Raw genomic sequence first — 24,134 nt, 5'->3', positions numbered from 1 at the left:
TCTTCCGGTGGTGCATGCGCTATAACACGCGCCGGCGGCACTCCTGGTGCAATCTCGTAGCGCCTGATGTCTTTGAAGCCGAGACTTCATCTACACTAACTAAAGTAGCATAGCTAACCCCCGACGTGTCCACTGTCCGGGGGTCAGGCCCATTTGTGGCCTAGCTTGTCAGTGTGTAACGCTCGACAGAGCAGAATGGTTAACCGTTAAACCGACGAATGCCCTCAACAAACGTTGAGGGCAAATACGATCGTTGCGCCGACTAGAACACGGATCGTGGCAATTGGAGGCTAGCAGGCTTCCATCTCATGTCCGTCTACTGCAGCTGCGTTAATTTGGGATTCGGCAGTAAGCGACCCGCTGGTTGCTGTCATTCGCATTAAGTGTCTTAAAGCTAATCGAAGCATGTCTCGTTCTTGAGTTTTGACGTGACAGCGAGAAGAAATCGTTTCTATTGAGGGGATGTGGCGAAGTGAAAGAAACTCCACCCCTACAACGCAGTCGAACTCATCAAGGTCGATGATGATTCCATTATCTAGCTCTTCCGAGTGCGAAACTGCGCGCTCAGCCAACTCAATGTAGCCAGCCTCTATATCGCGAGACCGGGTTACCTGGATTTGCATTTCAGTCACTCCTAGGTTCTTTTATTGAATACAGTTACGACTTCGGTCGGATTGGAATCATTCACCGTAACGACACAAGTAACTCTACCCAAGTCTGCTTCATATACCGTTCGATTGGGTGTGTTTCCAGGTCTTGATATCTGATAGTTATCTAAAACGTACCGTATGTCGTCTTCCGTAATATTGCGTTCTCGCATACGTCTCCGCGCATGGGGCCAAATATAGAGGTCATTCGGCATCTTGGGAGATAACCTCGAATGCGAGTCGTCGTGCTAGCCTTCCGTCGATGCTAATATTGCACTCATAGAGTCCAGGTTCGGCGATATAAATGGGGCCGCGAAATACGAACACTGAAGCAACTTTACCGTCGTATCGGACGGCGTCGTCTTCATTTTCGAGTTTGAAATCGAATTCGATTTGGGGGTCACCATTATCTGAAGGGCCACCAATTGCAATTGATAGTTCAGGCGCATCGGTGTTTTCAGGTCGACGCACGCGCCCAGCAACGGCTATATCAACCACGCCCGGAAACGAATCTGCCCTGGCTTCAGTGAAACTGGCGCCGATAGCAGTAATAGTTCCACGTTCAGTTTTTGCATACTCGGCGAGGAAAGCATAATCAAGTTCAGCTGTCATTATTTGAGTATCGCATATTTGGGGTCCTAGCGTTCCCTTAATACCTGAACTCGGCTTACGTGAGCTAGATTCAGGCTGTCCCTCAAAGAGTAGTCGTTGTTTTTAGAGTGAGGCTTGCGCGAATGACTTTCACGTTAATTCTCGTGTGGGCCACAGCAGGGTGACTCGTGTGTTTACCCTCGTTTTGTGGACACCCGTTTAGCGCGGATCTTGGGTCCGTAGAAGAGGATGTTCTTTGTGAGTCAAGAACGCCAGAAATACACGCCCGAGTATCGACGTGAAACCGTGAATCTGGTGATCGGAGCGTGACAAGTTGTTTGTGTGTGGCTGGGTTTATAGGTATTTGGCGAAGCGGTCGGAGAAGGATACAGCCATTTGTTGATGGCTTGTTTCCAGTCTGATACTTGTGCTCCTTCCACGAGTCTGCTGGCTGTAGCAGAGACCCGTTTGTCTTTTTCGCTCGATTGATAGTGCGTGGTCAGCATTAGTAGACTGCACTAGGTTACGCGAGGCTTTACGTAATCGCAGTGTAGAACTTCCTCAAGGCTGCCGGATTCCGACCTCCGACAAGTCCACTTCCCTGGGCTGGCCCAAGTCTGTGAGGTCCCGCGGAGGTGTTGCGGGTAGTATTGGCCCTATGGGTTTTACGACGCCAAGCTATGATCTCAAGGATCTTTTTTCGCGGATTGACCGGGGCGATATCCAGCTCCCAGATTTCCAGCGCAGCTATGCCTGGGATGAAGACCGCATCCGCTCACTTATCGTTACAGTCCTGCGTGGATATCCCATTGGCGCGCTGATGGCCCTGGATACCCGCAATGAGAAGATGCGTTTCCGTCCCCGGGTTTTGGCGGGTGCGCCCGAGGTTGGCGTCGAGCCCGGATTGCTCCTTCTGGACGGTCAACAGCGCCTAACCTCCCTGTATCACTGCTTTAACGGTGAGGGTTTTGTCAAGACCACCGACTTCCGGAAAAAGAAGGTCCACCGCCGCTTTTTCATTGACGTCCGTGCCGCGGTCAGTGGGGACTTGCTTGCCGATGACGCCATTTTCGCCGTCGACGAGAACGGCGAGATCTGCTCGCACTTCGGCCCCGATATTGATGGGGCTATCACCTGCCGCCAGGATGGCCTGGATAATATGTGCATTCCTGTGGCCTCGCTGCTCAGTGAGGAAGGCACCAGCATGCTTTTCGAGCTCGCCGCCACACACGAGCAATACAGCGCCGAGCTTGCAGCGTTCAATAACCGCATCGTGCGTCCCTTGGCGGGCTATGACATCCCGATGATCCGGCTATCCCGCGAAACGGAGCGCTCTGGAATCGGTTCTATTTTTGCCCAGGCGAACTCGGCCGGCCTGCAGATGGATGTCTTCGATCTCTTAACCGCCGTCTTTGCTTCCGAAGATCCGACCTTCCACCTTGCTAACGATTGGCAGCAGGTGGAAAAGGATCTGCGGGATTCTCCTGCGCTCGATGGCATCGGACGCAATGAATTCCTCTCCGCAGTATCCCTCTTGGTCACAGGGGAGAAGGGCAATGCCGGCGGCCAGCGCGAAGACATTTTGAAGCTGTCCCTGTCCGAGTACAAGGCGGCCGCGCACGACCTGCGCATTACCTTCCACGAGGTTGCCGAATTCTTGGCGCAGCGCCGCATTTTAAGCCTCGATCAGGTTCCTTATACGGAACAGATCGTGCCGCTGGCGGTCATCATCGCGCGCCTGGCCAAGCGGCCTGGGGCCCTTTCCAGCCAGCAGGCATGGGATCGCATTGACCAGTGGTTCTGGTGTGGCGTCTTTGGCGAGCTCTACGGTTCTTCCGCGGTGCCGCTGCGCGCCGCCCGCGATGTGGATGAGGTGACCGAGTGGGTTGCCGGGGCCACCGATGATGTTCCCAAGACGGTCGCGGATGCAGGATTCCGGGAATCCCGCCTGCTCTCGGTCGATGAAAACGATGGGGTATGGCACGGAATCTATGCCCTGCTTATGGCCCGCGGCGCGAAGGATTGGCGGACGGGCAGCGAATTTACTCGCCACACCTTTGAAGAGTTGAAGCCCGGGTTTTTCCCGGTATTCCCACTGAATTGGTGCCAGCGCCACGGGGTGGATTCGGTCTTGGCCCATTCGGTCATGAACTACACCCCGATGGGCAAGCGCACAGAGGTCGTCCTCGATGGGTTCGCGCCGAACCGCTACCTGCCTCGCGTGCAGTCCAAGTCCATCATGGAAGACGAGGAATTTGATGCCGTACTGGCATCGCACGACCTCGATGTCGCTAACCTAAGGGAGTCAAAAATTCAGGAATTCTTGGCTGATCGTCGCCATCGCTTCGTGGATCTAGTGGAAGAAACCTTAGGCATTCCCGTCATTCGAGATGTCGATGAAGCAAACCTGGCCGGCGGTGAAGAGGGGCCACATGCGTTTGGCCGCTAAGAGGTATCGGGCGGCTGCAGTGGTTATCGCAGCCTCCCTCGTACTTGTTGGCTGCGGTGATGCCTTGCAGGAACCCAAACTGGTCAAGCGAGGTCTGTCGGATCTCTCCGAGTCCGATGTCGAGCTCGAGCGCGCCAAGTCAGAGAATCAAAACCGCCTTATCGATCCCAAATTCGCCGGCAAACTGGACATCATCGACGATCCGAGTGGCATCGAGGCCGCGCGGACTTTCTTCGATGATTCAGATTCCATGGTGCTCTTTGCGCCCGATGATAAATCCGTGTTGCGCGCGGCAACGTTGGCGATTAACCAGCACTTGCCGGCCGTGGAATATGATCGCTCGCACCGCGGTGACATCCTCAACTTGGTCGGAGACTTGGAGGTAAAACGACTCGTCATCGTGGGCGATATTCCGTGGACGCAATCCAGCGGTGATTTCACTGTCATCAAGGATCCGGGAACGCATGAAGCGCTGGGGGATTTTACGGCCTTCCAGTACGAGTCCAAGGTGGTTGCCTCGCCGAACCAAGTGGTCAAGGACATCGCGCGGCTGGATAAAACACCCTACGTTGAGTTGCGTCCTGCCTGGATTCCTTATGAGGGCGAACCGGAGGATGATGACAAAAAGTTACCGCCCGTTCCAGCGCAGTCACGGCGCGATGGCCAGATGGCGCCCAATATTGTGGCTACGGCGGATAGCCCAGTAGCCAATGTCATTACGGCCGCGGCCTATGGCGGTTCAGTATTGCTGATGCCGACGGCAGATCCGCTGGAAGATAAGCGGAGTATGGCCATGGTGGCGGGGTTGGATGAGGGCTCCCTGATTGCTTTGGGCCCGGAATTCGGTCAAGTGAAAGAATTTAAGGAAAAAATAAGGCAGGGCACCCCAAACTGAACTACACTTCCTTCACACGCGGTGATTTTCGCGTAATGCACAACGAATTGAAACGAAGGATGATATGTCGAAGCCGGTAGTTCTTATCGCCGATAAATTGGCCCAATCCACAGTGACGGCTTTGGGGGATTCCGTCGAGGTGCGCTGGGTGGATGGCCCGAACCGCGAGGAATTGCTTGCTGCGGTTCCAGAAGCAGATGCACTGCTCGTGCGCTCTGCCACCACGGTCGACGCTGAAGTTCTAGAAGCAGCGCCCAAGCTTAAGATTGTGGGCCGCGCGGGCGTGGGTCTGGATAACGTGGATATTGACACCGCCACCAATAAGGGCGTCATGGTGGTCAACGCTCCCACCTCCAATATCCACTCTGCGTGCGAGCAGGCGATTGCCTTGCTTTTGGCCACTGCCCGCCAGATTCCTGCGGCGGATCAGTCGCTGCGTGAGGGCGAGTGGAAGCGCTCTTCTTTCAAGGGCGTGGAGGTTTACGGCAAGACTATTGGCATCGTCGGCTTCGGCCACATCGGTCAGCTTTTTGCCCAGCGGTTAAGCGCGTTTGAAACGAAGATTATTGCCCACGATCCTTATGCCAATCCGGCGCGTGCGGCAGCACTTGGCGTGGAATTGGTCGAGCTGGAAGAGCTGATGGCGCAGGCAGATTTTGTCACCATTCACCTGCCCAAGACGCCCGAGACCGCCGGAATGTTTAATGCAGAGCTTCTGGCCAAGGCAAAGGAAGGCCAGATCCTTATCAACGCCGCCCGCGGCGGCCTCGTGGATGAGCAGGCCTTGGCGGATTCCATTACTTCCGGCCACCACCGCGGTGCGGGTTTTGACGTCTACTCCACGGAGCCGTGCACGGATTCCCCGCTGTTTAAGTTGCCGCAGGTCACGGTCTCGCCGCACTTGGGCGCGTCCACCGTGGAGGCGCAAGACCGCGCGGGTACCGATGTCGCCGCATCTGTACTCAAGGCCCTGGCCGGCGAGTTCGTTCCTGATGCGGTGAACGTCTCTGGCGGTACGGTGGGCGAAGAGGTAGCCGGGTGGCTCGACCTTGCCCGCAAGCTGGGCCTTACCGCAGGGCGCCTGCTTGATCAGGCTCCCGTCGCAGTGGAGATTGAGGCCTGCGGCGAGCTGTCCACTGAGGATGTGGATGTGCTGGGCCTTTCGGCCGTACGCGGTCTGTTTAGCGGTGTGACTTCGGAGCCGGTTACCTTTGTCAACGCGATGCAGATTGCTGAGAGCCGTGGGGTCGAAGTTTCGGTCTCCACCAACCCAGAATCCAAGGGGCACCGTTCTTCTTTGCAGGTCAAGGTCATTAGCGCGGAGGGCGTGACCTCCTCGCTTACCGGTGCGCTCATCGGTATTGACGGGACCGAAAAGTTTGTCCGTATTAACGGTCGTGGCGTGGATATGCGGGCCGAGGGCCGCAACCTGTTCTTCCGCTATGCCGATGCCCCAGGCGCGCTGGGTACCGTGGGTACCAAGCTGGGTGCGGCGGGCATCAACATCATCGCCGCAGCCTTGACGCAGGGTAAGCAGGAATCCGATGCCGTGCTGATCTTGCGCGTGGAGTCCGAGGTGCCAGATTCTCTCATCGAGGAGATCAACTCCGCCCTTGGCGCTACGTGCCAGCAATTCGACATGGATGAATAATCTCAGCGCAGGTTAGGGCAGATTGGCCTAACCGCGTACTCGTGCCCGCCCATCGCGCAGAATTATGCTGCGATGGGCGGGTTTTCTTTGGTAGGCTAATCCCTAATCCACTATGTGAGAAAGGAATCCTATTTAATGAAATTAGCGGTTATTGGCGGTGACGGCATTGGGCCGGAAGTAACGGCGGAAGCCTTGAAGGTGCTGCGCACCGTGCGCAGCGATATTGAAACTACCGATTATGACTTGGGCGCGCGGCGCTACCTGCGTAATGGCGAGCTTTTAACGGATGCAGACTTGGCCAGCTTGCGCGAGCACGATGCCATTTTGCTGGGTGCCATTGGTGCGCCAGGTGAGGTTCCCCCGGGCGTCTTGGAACGCGGCCTGTTATTGAAGATGCGGTTTGCGCTCGATCACCATGTGAACCTGCGCCCTTCTATCTTGTATCCCACGGCCCACTCGCCGCTGGCTAACCCGGGCGAGATCGACTTCGTTGTGGTGCGTGAAGGCACCGAGGGCTTGTACTGCGGCAACGGTGGCACGCTGCGGGAAGGAACGCCGCACGAGGTAGCCAGCGAGGTTTCGCAAAATACCCGCTTCGGGGTAGAGCGCGTGGTGCGCGATGCCTTCGAGCGGGCATCGCAGCGCCGCAACCACCTGACCCTGGTGCACAAGACCAATGTCCTCGTCAACGCCGGCGACTTGTGGCACCGCACGGTGGAAGAAGTTGCGGCGGAATATCCGCAGGTGGAGGTGGACTATAACCACATCGATGCCGCGACCATCTACATGGTGACGGATCCTTCCCGTTACGATGTCATCGTGACCGATAACCTCTTTGGAGATATCTTAACGGACTTAGCAGGCGCTATTACTGGCGGAATTGGGTTGGCTGCTTCGGGCAATATTGATGCCTCGGGCGAGAACCCTTCCATGTTTGAGCCAGTGCACGGTTCGGCACCCGATATTGCCGGACAAGGCATCGCGGATCCCACCGCGGCTATCTTGTCGGCGGCGATGCTCTTGTGGCAGCTGGGCGATGAAGGCAATGCGCAGAAGGTGGAAAAGGCGGTGGCGGAGGACATCGCCAAGCGTGGCGATGCCCCAATCAAGACCGTCGAGGTAGGGGACCGCATCGCGGCGAACCTGCAAGCATAAGCGCAAGAAGTCCTTTGTACGAATGCGGTGTTGGCAGGGAGCTAAATAATCTTTGCAAATTAACACCGCAAACTTTGCACACATGTAAAGGCTCCCTTTTAGTAGGATGGCCGTTATGCGTTTAGGACGAATTGCACACCCAGAAGGAATTTGCTTTGCCATCATCGACGGGCCACAAGACGCCCCGATGGAGGAGCTTGTAGCTAAAGAAATCTCCGGCACTCCGTTTACCCCGCCGGAACCTACCGGCCGGGAATGGAAGCTGGGCGAGGTGCGCCTCTTGGCGCCGACCTTGCCCACCAAGGTGGTGGCGCTCGGGCGCAACTATGCCGACCACGTGGCCGAGGTATTTAAGAAGTCCTCCGATAAGCTGCCGCCAACCATCTTCCTGAAGCCCTCGACTGCGGTTATCGGCCCGAATGAGGCCATCAAGATTCCCGATTATGCCACCAACGTGGAATTTGAGGGCGAACTCGCCGTAGTTATTTCCAAGCCATCGAAGAATATCAAGGCTGAGAACTGGAAAGACCACGTGCTGGGCTATACCATCTGCAACGACGTTTCCTCCCGTGACCTCCAGTTCAAGGATGGTCAGTGGGCGCGCGCCAAGGGCATTGATACCTTCTGCCCGCTGGGCCCGTGGATTGAAACGGACCTGGATAGCTTGGATCTTGATGATCAGAAGATCAATGCGTACCTGACCCATGATGGTTCCCGTGAGCAGAAGCAGGATTCCAATACGGATCAGATGATCGTCAAGATGGGCGGCATCTTGGAAGAGATTTCTGCCGCATATACTTTGCTGCCTGGTGATGTCATCACTACCGGCTCGCCCGCGGGAACCGCTCCGATGGTGCCGGGCGATACCATTGAAATTGAGATCCCAGGGGTTGGTACTCTGCGCAATACCATCTCTAGGGCGCAGTAGATTCATCCCACAGCAGCTGCCGCTGGTGAGGTTTTGCTAGAAGGAGAACGGCGTGCCGGAACATTCGCATCAAGGCCACCGCGGGTCTGCGCCCAGCGCGCAGGAAATGGAGGAGCGCTATCGCTCCGCTGTGCAGGTGTGGTCGGGGAGTCCGAATGCCACGCTGGTGGACTACGTTAGTGACCTTCCAGGCGGTACCGCGCTCGATATCGGCTGCGGGGAAGGCGCCGATGCCCAGTGGCTGCACGAGCACGGCTGGCAGGTACTCGGCATCGATTTTGCTCCGACTGCCGTGGCACGGACTAGGGCGCGAGGAGTAGCCGCGGAGGTTGCCACCTTTGATGAGTTCAGCCACGCCCCATTTGATTTGGTCACCGTGCATTACGGCAGTGTCCGTGCCAACTCACGGGAAGTAGCACTGTTAGAAAAGCTCGTCGCCACGGGCGGAACCTTGCTCTATGTTCACCATGATATGGAGTCAGAAGAGATCGCCATGCCGGAATGGCTGGCGGAAAACCTGACCGAATTGAAGGTGCAGACCTTGCGGCGATCGCCGCGCCATGTAACTAGCGGTGCAGGCGCTCACCACACCAGCGACGTGGTTCTCGTGGCAAAGCGGTACTAATCCGCACCGTTTAAAGGCTCAGCGCCCGTAAGATCGTCTGGAGCTTGGCGGTGGTTTCTTCCAGCTCCGCCTGGGCATTGGAGGCACCGACCACGCCGCCGCCGGCCCAGGCGCGGGCGGAGAGGCCATCGCCGGCAACTTCCGCGCAACGGATAGCTACCATGTATTCACCGTCGCCGGAGCTATCACACCAGCCGACGGTGCCGGCATAGAAGCCGCGGTCGGTCTCGGCGGTCTCAATAAGCGCCTGCGCAGCTTCCGTCGGCGTGCCACAGATTGCGGGGGTGGGGTGGACTACTTCTGCCAATTCCAGGGCGGTGAGGTCTTTATCCCGCAGGGTACCGGTAACCGGCGTGCCCAAGTGCCACATCTCATTGGTGTGTATGAGCTGCGGGGTATCGGGGATATTGAGGCTGCTACACAGCGGCTCTAGCACCCTGCGCAGGTGCTCTACCACAAAGGAGTGCTCGAGCAGATCCTTTGCGGAGTGCAAGAGGTCTTGGCTGGCAATGTGGTCTGCCGTTTTATTGGCTCGGCGCGGGGTGGAGCCGGCGAGCGGGAATGCAGACACGGTCGAGCCTTGGCGCTTGATCAGCACCTCTGGCGAAGAACCGACCAGCATGGCCCCTGGGCGGCCTGCAGGGGAGAGATCCGCAATGAAGCCATCGCGGTTGACGGAGAGATCGATTAGGCGCGCGGCCACCAGCCGGGGATCGATGGGGGAAGCAAATTCGATATCGACCGCGCGGGCTAAAACCACCTTTTCTAGCTTCGAGGTTTCGATGGTGCCGATGGCCGCTTCAACGCGGCGCAGGTGTTCTTCTGGCTCTGGGTCAAAGCCCACGACGCGGGAATTGAGGGTCTGATTGCGGTAGAACGCATGTGGTTCTAGCGGGCCGTCTTCTCGGATGATTGATTCTGGAACGGTCAGCGCGGCGGGAGTATCGGAATCAAAGGGGATGGCACCTACGACCATCTCGGCCCCGCCTCGGCGCAAGGCGTCAACCGCGGCCTCGGCACTGGTAAGGGTGTCCCGCGCACCTTGGGTACGGACAGACCCCGTTGCTCGGGAGAGCAAGAAATCGGGGGCGGTGCTTGGTCTGTCTTCGTGCATGGGGATCTAGCTTAGTGCCTCGTTAAAAGTTGGTAGAAATTACCCTCCGCCAAGCGTGTGGGCACCTGCTGGCACAACCGATGTAACTATTGTTACAAAAGTGGCTATTGTGACTAAAGTTTTTCTTCGATTCACCTATCTCTTGACCTCACTGCTAGTGATAGGCGCAGCTTTAAGCGTGCCGGCAATGGCGCAGGAACAAGAAGGTGCCGGATCACCGGTAGAACCGACGCACCCGGCGCCTGTGCCAGAACAAGACCACCACTCCGGCGAGCCCGTGATTCCAGAACCAGACGGCTCGCATTTGCTTCCAGAAGGCGTCACTGAATCGACGCCTCGCGATGCTGAGGCGCACCCGTCTACTGACGGTGAGCCACCGGTTTCGGGTAATCCCGAGCCGACTCCACCTGTGCCTTCTGCTGATCCCAGCATTAATCCTGATCCGGCCATTGCACCGGGAACTATGGAATCGCTCGAGATGGAACACGAAGGAAAACAGCGCTGCTACCTCGTGCGCATCCCCGATAATTACTCGCCCGAAAAACCATCCCCGGTGCTTTTTGGATTTGGCGGTTGGGGAGATTCCCCGGAAAATTTCTCTAGTTACGCACGGATGGGCAATACGTCAGCCACCGGTGAGGCCATCATCATTTATCCGGAGGGCTACGAACGCGCTTGGGAAGCAGCTCCATATGCCAAAACCCATGACGGCGAAGATATCCGCTTCATCAAGCGCATCTTGGATGCGGTGGATGCGGACTATCACGTGGATCGCAACCGCGTCTACGCCATGGGAATGTCCAATGGTGGAGGTTTTACCTCGGTATTAGGCTGTCACGCTCAAGATATATTTGCTGCGGTTGCCATGGTCTCTGGAGCTTTTTATACCCCCGTTGAAACCAATTGCGGCGATGCGCCAATGCATACACTCATCATGCACGGCACCCACGATCAGATGATGACCTATGAAGGCGGCGACCGGCACGAAGCTGGTTATCTTCCCGTGCGCACCGTCTTGGGAGGGTATCTCAACCGCAATCGCTGCGATATGACCTTCCAAACCCAAGCGGATATTGGAGGTGCCGAGCGCCTGAACTTCAACGGTTGCCAGAAGGACGTGGAATTGATCAAGGTGCCTGCTGAACACACGTGGTTTTGGCAGCCGGATACCCCGAATGTTGTGTGGGACTTCCTTTCCACCAAGACACGCGTGTAGTCCTAGACGGTACTTTTCAGGCTTCTAGTCGATGCGCGGGATCTGCGTCGTGGCATCATCGGCCTGCGGCGGCACTGGCTGTTCTGGCTGCTCAGGTTGTTCGCCGGCTAGCTTCTTTTTGCGGAAGAATTGGACATAGACCAAAAGACCAATTCCTAGCACCAGCGCGAATGCGCCGAGCCCCGCCAAGATGCCCGCCCAAAAGCTGCTCTTGGTCAGTGAGGCGGTGTAGGCGGCACCGGCAAGCGCCTCATTGTTGTGGTCCTTGCCACCCGCAGATGCGTTGGGCACCGGCGCCGTGCTTCGGTTCTCAGACTTAGAGCCCTTAGATTTGCTGTCCTTAGCCTTGCTGCTCTTGGACTTCGGGGTGGATTTGCCCGCGGATTTCTGGCCAGAACTACCGCCGGATTTGGATTGTGCAGCCTTAGAACCGCTGCGAGAGCCGCTGCTTGCCGATGATCCCTTCGACGAGCCCCCACCCGATTTGCGCGACGCAGCACCAAAGCCGGCCCCAGAACCGTGGGCGGAGGCCTTATTGGATCCAGAGTTGGACCCAGACTTGGAGCCTTGGTTGGAGCCCTGCTTCGAACCAGAGTTTTTCTCTGCAGCCTTTTTACCAGAGCCACCGGATCCTCCGGACTGGCCCTGCTTAGTTGGCTTATCGCCGGATTTATCCTTGGCGCCCTTGTCTTTCTTTTTATCGCCCTCGAGGAATTTTTGGCCTTCCTTCAGGGTATTTTCCAGCTCCTTATCTAGGCCCGCGATAGCCTTATCTACGCCTTTAATATCCTTGGCCAGCTGTTCTGGGCGGGAGGTTCCGCCCGAAGGGACGCTTCCCTCGGCATCGTCGGATTCGTCATAGTCGACACCGCATAGCTCCGCTGCATCCGCGTCATCGCCGACGAGGAATCCGGCGTGCAGGTGGTGGCGGGAGCCATCGGGAAGCGCAAAAGTAAAGCTCACGGCGTAGGTGCCTGGCTTGGTAAAAGCGAAGGCAGGGTGGGCGTGGGACTTGCCGGGATAATCCCAGGCGGTGCCGTCCTCGGTATCCATCCGCACCTTGAGCTCGCCGATGCCCTCATTTTGGAAGGCCACAATGCGCCCATCCTCGGGCCCGGACGCGATGGCCATGCTGAGCGTCGCGGTCTGCTTGGATCCGAGGTAGTCCTCGGAGAGTTCCTGGGTATTAAAACCGAGCCACGGAACATCCTCAATCTGGGTTTGCGGCAGCACCCACCCCTCATCAGGCAAGGAAGGGATCTTGAGATCGGAAATACGCTGCTTGTTCTTATCCGCTACCTCGACCGCGAATTCTTCCGACTGGTATTCCTTGCGTGCGTGGTCATCTTTGACCACAAAGTTGATATCCCCGCTTTCATCCTTTAACGCCATGTCTTGGTGGTCTTCGGTAATGCGGATAAAGTCCTCGACGCTGCAGGCCTCTGCGGCATGCGCGGTGGCCATAACGGAAGAGGGTAGAGCCACACCGGTGAGGGTTCCCACGCTGAGGAACCCGGCGGTGCCTAGGGCAAGAGCGGTACGGCACAAGGGTTTCATGATTCGATGGTTTCCTTTCGTGGGGAGTTCTCGGAAGCGTTGGCTGGCACGCGAGGAGAAAAGTGGCCGGGTGTGCGGCGAGAGCGCAGGAGAGGATGTAGGGCCCAGACAATGAGGAAGAGGATCGTGAGCGTGAGCACGATGGTCGCGCCCGCGGGAAGATCTATGGCCCATGCCAAATAGATGCCGAAGAAGCTGCAGACGGCGCCGATGATGGCAGAGAGAAACATCATTGTGGTGAGGTTGGCCGTGAGCAGGCGCGCCGTAGCAGCCGGGGTAATCAGCAGGGCGAGGACCAAAATATTGCCGATAGTGCTTACGGAAATGACCACCGCGGCGGTCACGCACAAGTAGAGGATGATATCCAGTGCAAAGACTGGCAGGCCCATGGCGCGGGCGGTCTCCCGGTCCAAGCAGGTGGCATTGAGCTGCGGGCCAAAGGCCACGACCACGGCTAGGACCACGAGGCAGACGCTCGCGGCGACGGTGATATCTGTGCGCGAAACGCCGGTCAGTGATCCGAAGAGGAAGCTGGTGAGCGAGGCACTATAGCCATCCGTGCGCGAGATAATCACCATACCCAAGGCAAAGGCGGCGGCGAAAAAGATGCCGATGATGGAATCCGCGCGCACGTGGTTGCGTTGCGAAAACGCGGCGATAAGCACCGCGACGACCGCACCGGCAACCGCCCCGCCCAGCAGTACCGAGGTTTGCAGCGCAAAGGCGACGGCCAGGCCTGGGAACACGGCGTGCGAGACGGCATCGCCAATAAAGGCCATGCCACGCAGCACCACATAACAGCCGATGACCCCGCACACGATGGCGGCGATGAGCGAAATGCCCACCGCCCGGGCGAGAAAATCGAGGTGGGGATTGGTTAAATCCCGCAAAAAATCGATAAATGAGATATCAATCATGCAGCCACTCCAATCGCAGCGAGCAACGGAGACGAGGCACTGACGCCAAACGCGCGGGTCCACGGATCCTTGTCGGCCAAAAGCTCATCGGCGGGGCCATCTGCAATGACCGTGCGATTAAATAGCACGAGGCGCTTGCACGTGTGCGCCGCCTCAGACAGGTTATGGGTAGACATCACGATGGATTTTCCTTGCGCCGCAAGTTCGGCGAAAAGCTCTAATAGGGCCTCGGTATTCGGGGCGTCGAGCCCGGTAAAAGGTTCATCGAGCAACAAGACCTCCGGCTGAATAGCGAGGGCGCGGGCGATCAGTACGCGCTGGCGCTGGCCGCCAGAAAGCTCCTCGATGGGCCGGGAGGCAAATTCCTCCATATGCACCAAGCGCAGCGCTTCTGCAGCGGCGGCATGATCCTTTTTCTTAGGGTGCTTGAACCACCCGATGAGCCCGGTGCGCCCGCTGAGCACGGTGCGGTACACGTTGATGGGAAAACCCCATTCCACCTCGTGGCGCTGGGGAACATAGCCCACAGAGCCGGTGACGGTGCACGTGCCAGAGGAGGGGATAAGGCCCAAAATGGCGCGCATTAGCGTGGTTTTGCCCGCGCCATTGGGGCCTAAGAGCCCAATGAATTCACCGGTGCCTACCTCGAGGTTAGCGTCCTCAATAACGGCGCGGCCAGCAAGCGCTACCTGCAATCCGCGCACCTGGATGCACGGCTTAGACATGGCCATCGCCCCGCTTGCGGGACTTGACGAGCACGGCAATACCGGCGATCAGCACGATGATTCCGCCGCCGACCAAAACATAAACCCATACCGGGAGGGAAGAATCCTCGGTCGTGGCCTCTGCTGGGCTCCACTCCGCATCCTGGGCTGCCTGAATATCTGCGCCGTCGCCCACAGCGAAGGTCAGCACGCCGTCGGTACTAAACTCCTCGCCGTCTGTGGTTTCACCCTTAACCCGGATGGCCACCTGGTGGGTGCCCGGCTCCGTGAAAGTCCAGTTGGCGTGAGTGTGCGTATTGAGATCTACCCAGAACTCAGACTCGCTTTTTTCTGCCGTAGACCACAGCAGCTGGGGTGCCTCAAAGCCACCGTTTTGCAAAAAGAGGGAAAAATCCCCTGGGCCGGAGTGTCCGAGGAATTCCATAGTAACGCCGCGATCGGCGTTATCGACAAGCGAAGGCGCCTGGGTATTCCACCCCAGCCACGGGACGCCGACCTGCTCAGTCTGTGGGACAACCCAGACATCCTCGCCGGATTGGGCACCGACGAAACTGAAATCTTCGGTATCCGGCAGTGTTTGCTGGGCCGCATCGCTGACCGAAAATACGAGGTCATCGAGGTGGCGCCACACCGGGGAGTCGCCCGCATCATCGCGGGCCAAAAGCTCGACATCGGAGCCGTCTAACAGCGTGCCGATATCAACGTGGCCGGCATCGATGACCTTTTCTTCGCCCTCTGGCGCAACGGTTTCATCCGCGCCAACCACTTGCGCGAGGTCGCCGGCCCAGGCGGGCGTTGCGGATAGGGCGAGGCCCGCAGTGACAATGCAGGCTGCCGTGCGAGTGGCCGCGCGGGTAACGGTACGAGAGGCAAGGTTAAGCATGGTTATCTCCATTCGAAGGATGTAGGCAACGCTGCAGCGAGTCAGCATTGAATTTCATGAGATCGATATAAGTAGGCACGGCATCATCAAGCGTGTCGCCGTAAATTGGGCATAGCTCTACGTTTTGCTGCGCGGCGGCTTCCTTCAGCGTGCTGGCGCTGGCTTGCTCCACCGGCTCCACAAAGACCGAAGGAAGGTGCAGGTTCTCCAGCGTCCGGCGCAGGGCAATGACCTCGCGTGGCGAAGGCTCAATGGCGGGATTAGGGGTAACAAATCCAGCCACCGAAAGGCCGTAGCCTTGCTCTAAGTAGGCATAGCCGTGGTGGGTGGTGACCAAGTGCCGATTGTTCTGCGGGATGGAAGAGATCGCGCGGTCTACGTACTCGTCCAGCTCGCGCAATTCCGCGATATAGGATTCAGCACGGGCGCGGTAATCGGCGCCGTGGGACGGATCCGCATTCGCCATTTCTTCAGCAATGACATCGACATAGGCAATGGCATTGTCCACGTTGTGCCACAAGTGCGGGTCCACCTCGCCGTGGATATGTTTACCCAAGACTGCCTGGGGGAGCAGGTACGTATCCGCACCGGGGGTGCCCAAGAAGCGATAAGCGGGATCCGGCGGAATGGGCTGCAGGACCGAGGATGGGACTGCCACCGCGGTATGCGCGGGATCAAAATGCTGATCTTGATCGCGCAAATCAATAGAACCGTTTGCCAGATAAGCGGCAATATCCACGTGGCCGGAATCAATGACATCCATATCCTCCGGTGGGTTCACGCCCACCGCGACGGTGAGGTGCTCTACCTCTGTGCCATCTGCCTGGAAACCCAGCTTATAGATGCCCGGCTCCGAAAAGCCCCACGAGACGTGCGTGTGCGCATTGGCCGGGAGGGTGACCGCATCATCGTCCGCGTCGATGCCATCGGCGCTATTAAATAGCACTTCCGGCGTGCCGAAGGTCGAGACCACGTAGGCTGCGACATCGCCTGGCCCCTCGGCAGAGACCATGCGGAAATCCACGCCGGAGTTGCGCTGCTCGGCGCCGCTAATGCGCAGGCCCAACCAGATGGCATCCAGGGAGACATCTTCTACCAGCGGCACGAGGGTAGCGCCGCGGGTAGAGGCGGAGTCAGCGACTTCCACCACGGGCGCATCCGTGGACTCGTGCAGGGTATCTATCAGCGATTGCGGTTCCAAGAGGTATCCATTGCTCAAGGCCAGATCCGCATTGGCCACGTTGCGCACCGTGCGCAGTGTGGGCTCAAAGGTGTGCGGGTCCTTTCCACTCGGGATAAGCCCGGTGACCGAGGCATCCTCGCCTGCGACGTGGCGGGCAATATCCGCCAGAATGGGCGTCGTGGCGACCACGCTGAAGCGATCAAAGGTATCCACCGCTGCCGAGGTCGTGCAGCCTGCCGCAAGGAGGGAGACGCTAAAGAGCGCCCCGACGGCCTGCAGCCCGCGCGGTACGAAACGGTAGTGGGACACTGGCATTAATTCTTTGCCCTCGCGACAGCGAGTCGTGCGATGCCCAGGCCAAGGAACAGCATGCCCAAGCCGAGCACACCGATGCCAAGCGGCATAGTGGGGGTGCCAGTATTGGCGAGAGCCGCATTGCCACCCTTACCGGATGCGTTCGCACCGGAACCGCTGGCGCCATCCTGGCCACCGCCGGAGCCATTAGAGCCCGCGCCGGCTGCGGCGCCAACACCACAGTCGCCGCCCTCCGGGTTTACTTCCGCGCCCAGGTCAAAGTGACCATTATCGAAGGAGCCATCTGGGCGGCCACCGCCCACGACAAAGTGCAGCGTTGCCTGTCCAGCTACTTGCTTGCCAGCAGAGGTCTGGGCCACCTGGCGGATGGTGACGTCGTAAGTGCCCTGCTTTTCGAAGACCCAGTTAGGGTGCACGTGGGTATTGGGCGCGATATTGTAGCTGCCTTCTACAGCACCGTTCGCGCCACGGAACCATTCATCGCCGACGATCTTGCCCAGGCCACCCTGGCTGTAGACCATCATGGCGCCAGGGCCCTTTATATCGACGAGCTCCCAAGTAACATCACCTGGAATGTGTTCGCGCATGGAGGGGCTCTGGGTATTCGCACCGAGCCATGGCACGCCATCGACCTGCGTAGAACCGATCATCCAGGCTTGGCCGGCCGAAACAGGTCCAACATCTTCTGGCAGCTCGACGCCGGAATTATCGGAGAGGTAAAAAGTTGCGCCATCGGCATCGCGCCACTGCGGTGGCGAGACCGTATCGTCTTTGATCTTCGGGATGATACCCGGCCGGCATTCTGGATCCGTGGACTGTCCACTACTTGCAGCGTTGCCACCTTGGCCACCCTCGGATTTGCTGTGTCCGGCGTCATTGCCGGAGTTGTCTGCATCGCCAGCACCGCCCGCAGAACGGTGAGTGGTGACGGCATCGCCGCCTTCGCCCACCTGCCAGGTATAGGTCACCGCGTTACTGGTTTGGCCGTTGGAGGAGGCTTGGACGGTCATCTCGTAGGTACCGGCCTCGCTGAAAGCCCAGTTGACGTGGCGGTGCGCAGGGCTCGGCTGGTTAATGACCTCGCCGCTGGTGAGCTCCATCGAACCGGAATTGGTCACGGCACCAACGTTGCCGAACCCAGAGGTTTCAAAGACATAGACCGAGCCCGGCCCAGAAATATTGGTGAACTCGAAGTCAACACTAATAAAGCCACCATCGCGCGCCGGCTGAGTATCCCAGCCCGGCCAGATGATATTCGGATCCTGGGTTTGGGGCAGGAAGTAGGTCGATTCGCCAATCTCGGGAACGCCCTCGGTGGCATCGGACCATGCCGATTCCACGACCTGGAGCAGCACGTCATCGCCGGGGCGCTGGACGTGCGAACCGGTGACATCTTCCTGCATGGATAGGTGCAGCTGGCCATCCGGCGCGGTGACGTAGAACGCGTCGATGTGGCCGGAGTCAAAGACGTCCTCGAAGGCCAACGCTGGTGTGGCCGGAACGAAAAACGCGATGAGGGCGGTAATCACCGCTGCGATGATGCGGCTGCCAGGCCGGTGGGCTCTGGTGCGCGAAATGGTGTTGGTATCCATGGTTGAATTTCCTTTAAAGCGCCTGGGGTGGGGTCCCCTGAGCAGTGGATTATTAGTTAGATGCGCCAGCCAAAGCGCTCACGAATGAGATCTTGGTTGTCGCGGAAGAAGTTGTAGAAGGCCTTGAAGGTGATGCCAAGAACCGCAGGCAAGACCAGGGTCCAAGGATTAAACGATGACCCTCCGGGAGCTGACGGCTCGGACGGCTTAGACGGTTTCGAGGGCTTGGATGGCTTTGCCGAGTCCGAAGGCTTTTCGGAAGGCTTATCCGATGGCGCAGCCGTAGAACAGGACTTCACCGCGTCATCACCAATGGCAAAGGTCAACGTCTGCGGCTCCGACGCAAGTTCTTTGCCGTCGGTGGTAGTTGCCGTATAGGTTGCCTCGAACGTGTAGATGCCCGGCTTGGTAAAAGCCCAGTGGGTATGCCTGTGCGATGCGAAGGTGGTCTCGATCGTGTGGTCGTTTTCGGCAGAATTGGCAAGGACGTCGTAACCGACACCCCTGGCCTTATCTATATATGCGCCCCACTCAGCGCCCTCTGGCGTGTGCGTGGGCTTAAGGTTCAAATTGACTTTGCCATCTTTCATCTTGGAGTAATCCAATTCTTCGGTGTTATACCCCGGCCAGATGATGGCTTGGTTCTGTGTTTGTGGCAGGTGGTAGAAGCGGTCACCGATATTGCCAAGGAAATCGAATTTCTTATCATCCAGCTGCTGGCCGCGAGGAGTAAGCGCGTTTTTGTGTACGCCAAGCACGACGTCATCCAACGAGCGGTCTACCGAGTTCTTATCAATTTGTCCTGTGTCATCGCGCAGGACGGTGCGGAAACCATCGTCCGTAGGAAGTGCCTTGATATCGACGTGCCCACGGTCAAGTACGCGCTTTTCGCTGCAGCGCTGAGCTTCTTCGTCCTGTGGCGGTTGAAATGGTGCCGGCGTATCGCCGGACTCAGGCTTTCCGCCTGGGGTAGCGGTGTTATCCTCTGCGCTGGTAGAAAGCTCGTCTTTTACTTCGTAGTTTTCATCGAGTTTGTAGGACTCGGTCAGCACCGTGCTTCCGTGGCCGGCCTGGACCGTGGAGTGCGGGAAGACGTTGATTTTGGCAGTGTAGTTTTCGGAGTACCTACCGTAGGTAAAAGTGGCTTCTCCGTGGCCCTTGGTAATCGCTGCTTCCACCGAAGTAGAGGATTCCTCGTCGTTCTTGTTTTTGTAGAGACCACCAGTCATCACGCCGCTGAAGTTTTTATCATCCATGTCGATGATAATTTTGGTTCCTTCTTCACCTTGTTTGCGCATCCGCACCGTATAGCCGGTTTCTTGCAGCGTTACCTCTTCGGTGGGTGCCAGCTGGCGCGGATTCTCGGCTTCTTCCCACTTCTCTTCGGTAGTAGAAGAATCGGTTTGGGAGGGGGAGCCCGGGGTAAATTCCACCTGCTGCGAAATCCAGCGCGGGGCATCGCCTTCTGGGGTAAAGACGGCCTGGATATTGGACGATTCTGGGCCCATGTACTCATCCCACTTGGCGTGGCCGTCGGTGACGGGCAGATCGGTGAGGAAATAGCCATCGATAAGCAGCGTAAGCGTGCCGGATTCCTTGTTCTTTGCATCGAAGGAAATGGTGGTGAGCTTATCGTCACCGTCTTTTTCCGGGTTCTGCTTTTTGTCCAGGCTCAGGCTGTAGCCAGCAGCGGCGGCATCACCGGAGGAGGAGCTATCAAAGCGCTCTTTGAGGCTTGGGGTCTTTTCATCCTTTGGCTTTTGCCCGCCCACTTGGTAGCTGGTGGTCTGCGGCTCACTAGCCACGAGTTGGCCATCCGCCGTGCGCGCGGTGGTGCGAAAGGTCAAGCGATAACGGCCGGGCTTGGTAAAGAGCGTGTAGTTGTGAGTGTGGCTACCACGTTCGAGAAAAGCAGAGTGTGGTGAGTTCTCGAACGAACCCAGCATGCGATTGAGATTAGTGCCGTCTTTATCGTCCTTATTGGTAAAAAGCTCCACGTCACCTGGGCCATCCACGCTCAACAGATCGAGGTAGGCGATGTTGTTGCGGAAATTTTCCACGGGAAGCCCCTTTGAACCGAATCCGATCCAGATGGGCTCTTGGTTAGCGGAGGCTTGGGACGGGGCGGTGTAGTACGTGGTGCCTGGGGCGCCGATGTAATCCTGCGTACCGTTTTGCGGCAGGGAATACATAAAGTTCTGGTGGCGCTTACCGTTCTCGTCTTCGCGGGTATAGCCTTTGCCAATCCAGGCAACGGTGTCATCGATGAGCGGCGGCGTTTGGCCGGGAAATTCGGATCGCAGCAGGAAGTTGTCGTTTTCCCAAAAACTCTTGGGAGAATCGACGTGGGTTTGGGTCGCGATGTGTTTGCCATCGTCTGGACCGGCGTAGGCGGTAGCCGGGGCAATCAGCGCGATCGTGCTGAATGCGGCGATGAAGCGGATACGAGGAGAAGCCACCAGCGCGTTACCTTTCTGCAGTTGTCAGTAGTTCACCTCGAAACTATAGAAAATGATTCCCAATACTGGATAATTTTTTGAAAACCGTTCCCTTTTACCAGTGTGTTTATAATGGAACTCGTTATCATCTACCCCTTTTTGCGTGTAATAAAGTAAATGGGGACGCACTTTTGGGTGGTAGGGTGAGGCGCTGGTTTGGGCTGGTGCGGACTGTGTCCTGTGGCTCCACTACGATGGTGGCCATGACTGAAGTTCGCGTTAGATTTTGCCCTTCTCCCACTGGTACCCCGCACGTTGGCATGGTGCGCACGGCCCTGTTTAACTGGGCCTATGCCCGCCACACCGGCGGAAAATTGATTTTCCGCATCGAAGATACCGATGCTGCCCGTGACTCGGAAGAGTCCTATCAGGCCATCATTGATTCCTTGACCTGGCTCGGATTGGGCTGGGACGAGGGCGTCAATGTGGGCGGCCCGCATGAACCGTACCGGCAGTCCCAGCGCATGGACATTTATAAAGATGTGCTCAATAAGCTTATCGATGCCGGACATGTCTACCCTGCCTACTCCACCGCGGAAGAGGTAGAAGAACGGCACAAGGCAGCCGGGCGCGATCCCAAGTTGGGCTATGACAACTACGACCGCGACCTGACGCAAGAGCAGATCGATGCCTTTGAGGCTGAAGGTCGCAAGCCCGTCTGGCGTCTGCGCATGCCAGACAAGGACTGGGCCTGGACCGACCTTGTGCGCGGCGAGATGTCCTTCAAATCTGAAACTCAGCCTGACTACGTGGTGGCGCGCTCCAACGGAGCTCCGCTGTACACCCTGGTTAACCCGGTAGATGACGCGCTGATGCGCATTACCCACGTACTGCGCGGCGAGGATCTTCTCTCATCCACCCCGCGCCAGCTGGCCATGTATGACGTGCTAAAGGAAATTGGCATCGCGGAATTTACCCCGGAGTTTGGTCACCTTCCCTTCGTGATGGGCGAGGGGAAGAAGAAGCTGTCCAAACGTGACCCGCAGTCTAACCTCTTCAATCACCGCGATAACGGCATCATCCCAGAAGGCATGCTCAACTACTTGTCGCTGTTGGGTTGGTCCCTGTCGGCGGATAAGGACATCTTCAGCATGGATGAACTGATTGAGAACTTCGATGTCAATGATGTTCTGGGTAACCCCGCCCGCTTTGACCAGAAGAAGCTCGAGGCCATCAACGCCGATCATATTCGACTGCTCGAGCCCGAGGAGTTTGCCTTCCGCCTGCGCAATTACCTGACGGAGTGCACGGACTTCCCAGCCGATTATGACGGCGAGAAATTCGCCTTCGCTGCGGACTTGGTGCAAACGCGCATTAAGACGCTTGCCGATGCCTATGGGCTACTCAGCTTCCTCATCACGCCCGATGCTGAGCTCACCCTGGATGAAAAAGCTGCCAAGAAGAACCTGAAGGACGATGCCGTCCAGCCGCTCGAGGTGGGCATTGACACCCTTGAAGCGGTAGAGGAGTGGAAGACTGACGCTATTGAAACCGCGCTATCCAAGGCGCTCATTGAGGACCTAGAGCTAAAGCCGCGCAAGGCCTACGGCGCGCTGCGCGTAGCCATTTCCGGCGCCCAGGTTTCGCCACCGCTCTTTGAGTCCATGGAACTTCTGGGCAAAGAGTCCACCTTGGCGCGCCTGCGTGCTGCCCGCGAGGTAACTCCGTACGTTCCTGCGGCCGAGTAATGCAGGAGCCATCAGAAGCCTAGCGGGGAAAGCCCGTTACAGCGGCGGATGAACATCGAACTACACAGATGTCATCCGCAGCTTTATTTTAGCTCAAGAAAAGCGCCTAAAAATGCGAGTTGCGCTGGCGATTTGGCGCATTGGGCAACGATCATTATAGTTATAACACGTTGCAGCGAGCAAGGGAGCGCGGCCGATAAGGATGCGATTCCGAGCGAGTGAGCAAATGGCCTATGGTGTAATTGGCAACACAGCGGTTTCTGGTACCGCCATTCTAGGTTCGAGTCCTGGTAGGCCAGCAGTGAAAATGCTTTTAAAGCAGGCTCACTAGTTCTATGCCCCGTTCGTCTAGAGGCCTAGGACGCCGGCCTCTCACGCCGGTAACACGGGTTCGAATCCCGTACGGGGTACAAATAAAAAGATTCCTCCAGCCACTGCGGTTGGAGGAATTTTCCGTATGTGCGCTTGCGGCTTAATCGGGACCAAAGTGGGTCTTAACTGGGGGATTTACCGGCATGAATCCCCGTACTATCTGCTGATTTGTATTGTGTTTACCCATCGTTTACTGTTTAACGAGTCCGCAGCAAGCAAGCTTTAAGCAGTACAGCTTTTGCTTCGCCTGCTACGTGCGAACGAGCCCCGTTCGTCTAGAGGCCTAGGACGCCGGCCTCTCACGCCGGTAACACGGGTTCAAATCCCGTACGGGGTACATATAGGCGGTTTCACCTTTCTGACCTGCAGAGTTCACGAAACTACGAACTGCCAAACGAAATCCCGATTCTCGTTTCCGAGGATTGGGATTTAACTTGTTTTGTCCGATTCCTGGTGCTTAAAAGCAACAGAGATCGGGCGAGATTTTGTTTAGTTGGGCAGTAGCCCACGACCTGTAGACCACGGCCCATATGGGCGGTGGACTTTGCTGATCTCTAGGCTGCAGCCGGGGGAGCCTGTGGCGCGGCGTTACCGAACGTGTTCCAGTCGGAGACTCGCTTACGCGGCTGAGTTGTTACCGGATCGCTGGGATTCGTATTCAAGTCGAATACGACTCGGTGGAGGAACTTCTGAATCAGGTGAATGTTGACACCCACAATGCCCAGAGCGGGGACGAGGGTGGCGTTAGCGAACCCACGGACGAGACGCCGAGTCGTGTCACCCAACCCCATACGACCGTTCTTGAGAAGGGCGTTACGGCTTTCAATCGTGTTTCGTCCACGACGATACGCGTCAGCCCATTCCTGAGTACCCCAAGCCTGGCCCGTCTGAACGTGTTTTGCCGCCGCATCCACAGGGGTCAGGTCCGACCAAGGCGGGGCGAGATGAGTACATCCTGCGCCCCAATGTGACAAGCCGAGACCCTGATGATGTGCCGGGCAGGACGGCACGCAACAAGGTCGAGTCAGGAATGCGGCCTGATATTCGCCGGCTCAAGGTCAAGTCCCGTGTAGTGGTGTAGCCGTTTGTGCTTTCGGCTCGGTATTCAGTTCTGTGTTTGAGGTCAGGCGGTT

General features: G+C 57.6%; 19 protein-coding genes and 3 tRNA genes. 11 read left to right on the top strand and 11 right to left on the bottom strand.

Annotated features, from left to right (window positions below; translation table 11 throughout):
• Positions 1-290 precede the first annotated feature (290 nt).
• Genes ABRP98_RS09525 through ABRP98_RS09515 form a run of 3 tightly spaced genes read right to left on the bottom strand, consistent with a single transcriptional unit; the run spans position 291 to position 1,259 of the window.
• Positions 291-623 (bottom strand): DUF2283 domain-containing protein, encoded by a 333-nt coding sequence (locus ABRP98_RS09525; protein ID WP_349858914.1) that lies wholly within the window; start codon positions 621-623, stop codon positions 291-293.
• 11 nt (positions 624-634) lie between these two features.
• The gene (locus ABRP98_RS09520; protein WP_349858912.1) at positions 635-862 is read right to left on the bottom strand and encodes a DUF4258 domain-containing protein; all 228 of its coding nucleotides are present in this window, start codon (positions 860-862) and stop codon (positions 635-637) included.
• Positions 852-1,259 carry a DUF6941 family protein gene (locus tag ABRP98_RS09515; RefSeq protein WP_349858910.1) on the bottom strand — a complete coding sequence of 136 codons (408 nt, stop codon included), beginning with the start codon at positions 1,257-1,259 and terminating at the stop codon, positions 852-854. The genes ABRP98_RS09520 and ABRP98_RS09515 overlap by 11 nt, the downstream gene beginning before the upstream one ends.
• 637 nt (positions 1,260-1,896) lie before the next feature.
• Between ABRP98_RS09515 and ABRP98_RS09510 the strand changes: the two genes are divergently transcribed.
• From ABRP98_RS09510 to ABRP98_RS09485, 6 genes are all read left to right on the top strand, one after another.
• Positions 1,897-3,687: a GmrSD restriction endonuclease domain-containing protein gene (locus ABRP98_RS09510; RefSeq protein ID WP_349858908.1), complete on the top strand. Its 1,791-nt coding sequence runs from the start codon at positions 1,897-1,899 to the stop codon at positions 3,685-3,687.
• A complete protein-coding gene (locus tag ABRP98_RS09505; protein WP_349858906.1) occupies positions 3,671-4,582 on the top strand; it encodes a hypothetical protein in 912 nt (303 codons plus the stop codon). Before ABRP98_RS09510 ends, ABRP98_RS09505 begins: the two co-directional genes overlap by 17 nt.
• A 64-nt stretch (positions 4,583-4,646) precedes the next feature.
• A complete protein-coding gene (serA, locus tag ABRP98_RS09500) occupies positions 4,647-6,233 on the top strand; it encodes a phosphoglycerate dehydrogenase (protein ID WP_284782941.1) in 1,587 nt (528 codons plus the stop codon).
• Positions 6,234-6,368: 135 nt separating this feature from the next.
• On the top strand, positions 6,369-7,388 hold the full coding sequence (locus ABRP98_RS09495; RefSeq protein ID WP_349858904.1) for a 3-isopropylmalate dehydrogenase: 1,020 nt from the start codon (positions 6,369-6,371) through the stop codon (positions 7,386-7,388).
• Between the two features lie 115 nt (positions 7,389-7,503).
• Positions 7,504-8,316, top strand: a complete 813-nt coding sequence (locus ABRP98_RS09490) for a fumarylacetoacetate hydrolase family protein (protein WP_284782948.1) — start codon at positions 7,504-7,506, stop codon at positions 8,314-8,316.
• Between the two features lie 106 nt (positions 8,317-8,422).
• Entirely contained in the window at positions 8,423-8,941 is a 519-nt protein-coding gene (locus ABRP98_RS09485) for a class I SAM-dependent methyltransferase (protein ID WP_410763665.1), read from the top strand.
• Positions 8,942-8,951: 10 nt separating this feature from the next.
• Here ABRP98_RS09485 and ABRP98_RS09480 read toward each other — a convergent pair whose 3' ends face one another.
• Positions 8,952-10,055: an isochorismate synthase gene (locus ABRP98_RS09480; RefSeq protein WP_349858902.1), complete on the bottom strand. Its 1,104-nt coding sequence runs from the start codon at positions 10,053-10,055 to the stop codon at positions 8,952-8,954.
• Positions 10,056-10,164: 109 nt separating this feature from the next.
• Here ABRP98_RS09480 and ABRP98_RS09475 point away from each other — a divergent pair, with 109 nt between their 5' ends.
• The gene (locus tag ABRP98_RS09475) at positions 10,165-11,271 is read left to right on the top strand and encodes a CE1 family esterase (protein ID WP_349858900.1); all 1,107 of its coding nucleotides are present in this window, start codon (positions 10,165-10,167) and stop codon (positions 11,269-11,271) included.
• A 24-nt stretch (positions 11,272-11,295) separates the two neighbouring features.
• Here ABRP98_RS09475 and ABRP98_RS09470 read toward each other — a convergent pair whose 3' ends face one another.
• The 7 genes from ABRP98_RS09470 to ABRP98_RS09440 are packed head-to-tail and all read right to left on the bottom strand — an operon-like array spanning position 11,296 to position 20,902.
• Positions 11,296-12,828, bottom strand: coding sequence for a choice-of-anchor M domain-containing protein (locus ABRP98_RS09470; RefSeq protein ID WP_349858898.1), 1,533 nt, complete (start codon positions 12,826-12,828; stop codon positions 11,296-11,298).
• Entirely contained in the window at positions 12,825-13,745 is a 921-nt protein-coding gene (locus ABRP98_RS09465) for an anchored repeat-type ABC transporter permease subunit (RefSeq protein WP_349858896.1), read from the bottom strand. Before ABRP98_RS09465 ends, ABRP98_RS09470 begins: the two co-directional genes overlap by 4 nt.
• Positions 13,742-14,476, bottom strand: a complete 735-nt coding sequence (locus tag ABRP98_RS09460; RefSeq protein WP_410763645.1) for an anchored repeat-type ABC transporter ATP-binding subunit — start codon at positions 14,474-14,476, stop codon at positions 13,742-13,744. Before ABRP98_RS09460 ends, ABRP98_RS09465 begins: the two co-directional genes overlap by 4 nt.
• Positions 14,463-15,353 (bottom strand): choice-of-anchor M domain-containing protein, encoded by an 891-nt coding sequence (locus ABRP98_RS09455; protein ID WP_349858894.1) that lies wholly within the window; start codon positions 15,351-15,353, stop codon positions 14,463-14,465. The genes ABRP98_RS09460 and ABRP98_RS09455 overlap by 14 nt, the downstream gene beginning before the upstream one ends.
• Complete coding sequence (locus ABRP98_RS09450; protein ID WP_349858892.1) at positions 15,346-16,851, bottom strand: anchored repeat ABC transporter, substrate-binding protein; 1,506 nt, start codon at positions 16,849-16,851, stop codon at positions 15,346-15,348. The genes ABRP98_RS09455 and ABRP98_RS09450 overlap by 8 nt, the downstream gene beginning before the upstream one ends.
• A complete protein-coding gene (locus ABRP98_RS09445; RefSeq protein ID WP_349858890.1) occupies positions 16,851-18,443 on the bottom strand; it encodes a choice-of-anchor M domain-containing protein in 1,593 nt (530 codons plus the stop codon). The genes ABRP98_RS09450 and ABRP98_RS09445 overlap by 1 nt, the downstream gene beginning before the upstream one ends.
• Before the next feature lie 56 nt (positions 18,444-18,499).
• Positions 18,500-20,902: a choice-of-anchor M domain-containing protein gene (locus ABRP98_RS09440; protein WP_349858888.1), complete on the bottom strand. Its 2,403-nt coding sequence runs from the start codon at positions 20,900-20,902 to the stop codon at positions 18,500-18,502.
• Between the two features lie 233 nt (positions 20,903-21,135).
• Between ABRP98_RS09440 and gltX the strand changes: the two genes are divergently transcribed.
• The 4 genes from gltX to ABRP98_RS09420 all read left to right on the top strand — a co-directional run bounded on the left by gltX (position 21,136) and on the right by ABRP98_RS09420 (position 23,338).
• Positions 21,136-22,629, top strand: a complete 1,494-nt coding sequence (gene gltX, locus ABRP98_RS09435; protein WP_349858887.1) for a glutamate--tRNA ligase — start codon at positions 21,136-21,138, stop codon at positions 22,627-22,629.
• Positions 22,630-22,856: 227 nt separating this feature from the next.
• Positions 22,857-22,928: transfer RNA gene (locus ABRP98_RS09430), tRNA-Gln, on the top strand.
• Between the two features lie 38 nt (positions 22,929-22,966).
• A tRNA-Glu gene (locus ABRP98_RS09425) sits at positions 22,967-23,039 on the top strand.
• Positions 23,040-23,265: 226 nt separating this feature from the next.
• Positions 23,266-23,338 (top strand) — tRNA-Glu (locus tag ABRP98_RS09420).
• The last annotated feature ends 796 nt before the right edge of the window (positions 23,339-24,134 follow it).

It is taken from the genome of Corynebacterium sp. KPL2838, from assembly GCF_040225455.1.
Lineage (GTDB): Bacteria > Actinomycetota > Actinomycetes > Mycobacteriales > Mycobacteriaceae > Corynebacterium > Corynebacterium rhinophilum.
This window is presented reverse-complemented; position numbering and strand designations above follow the sequence as displayed.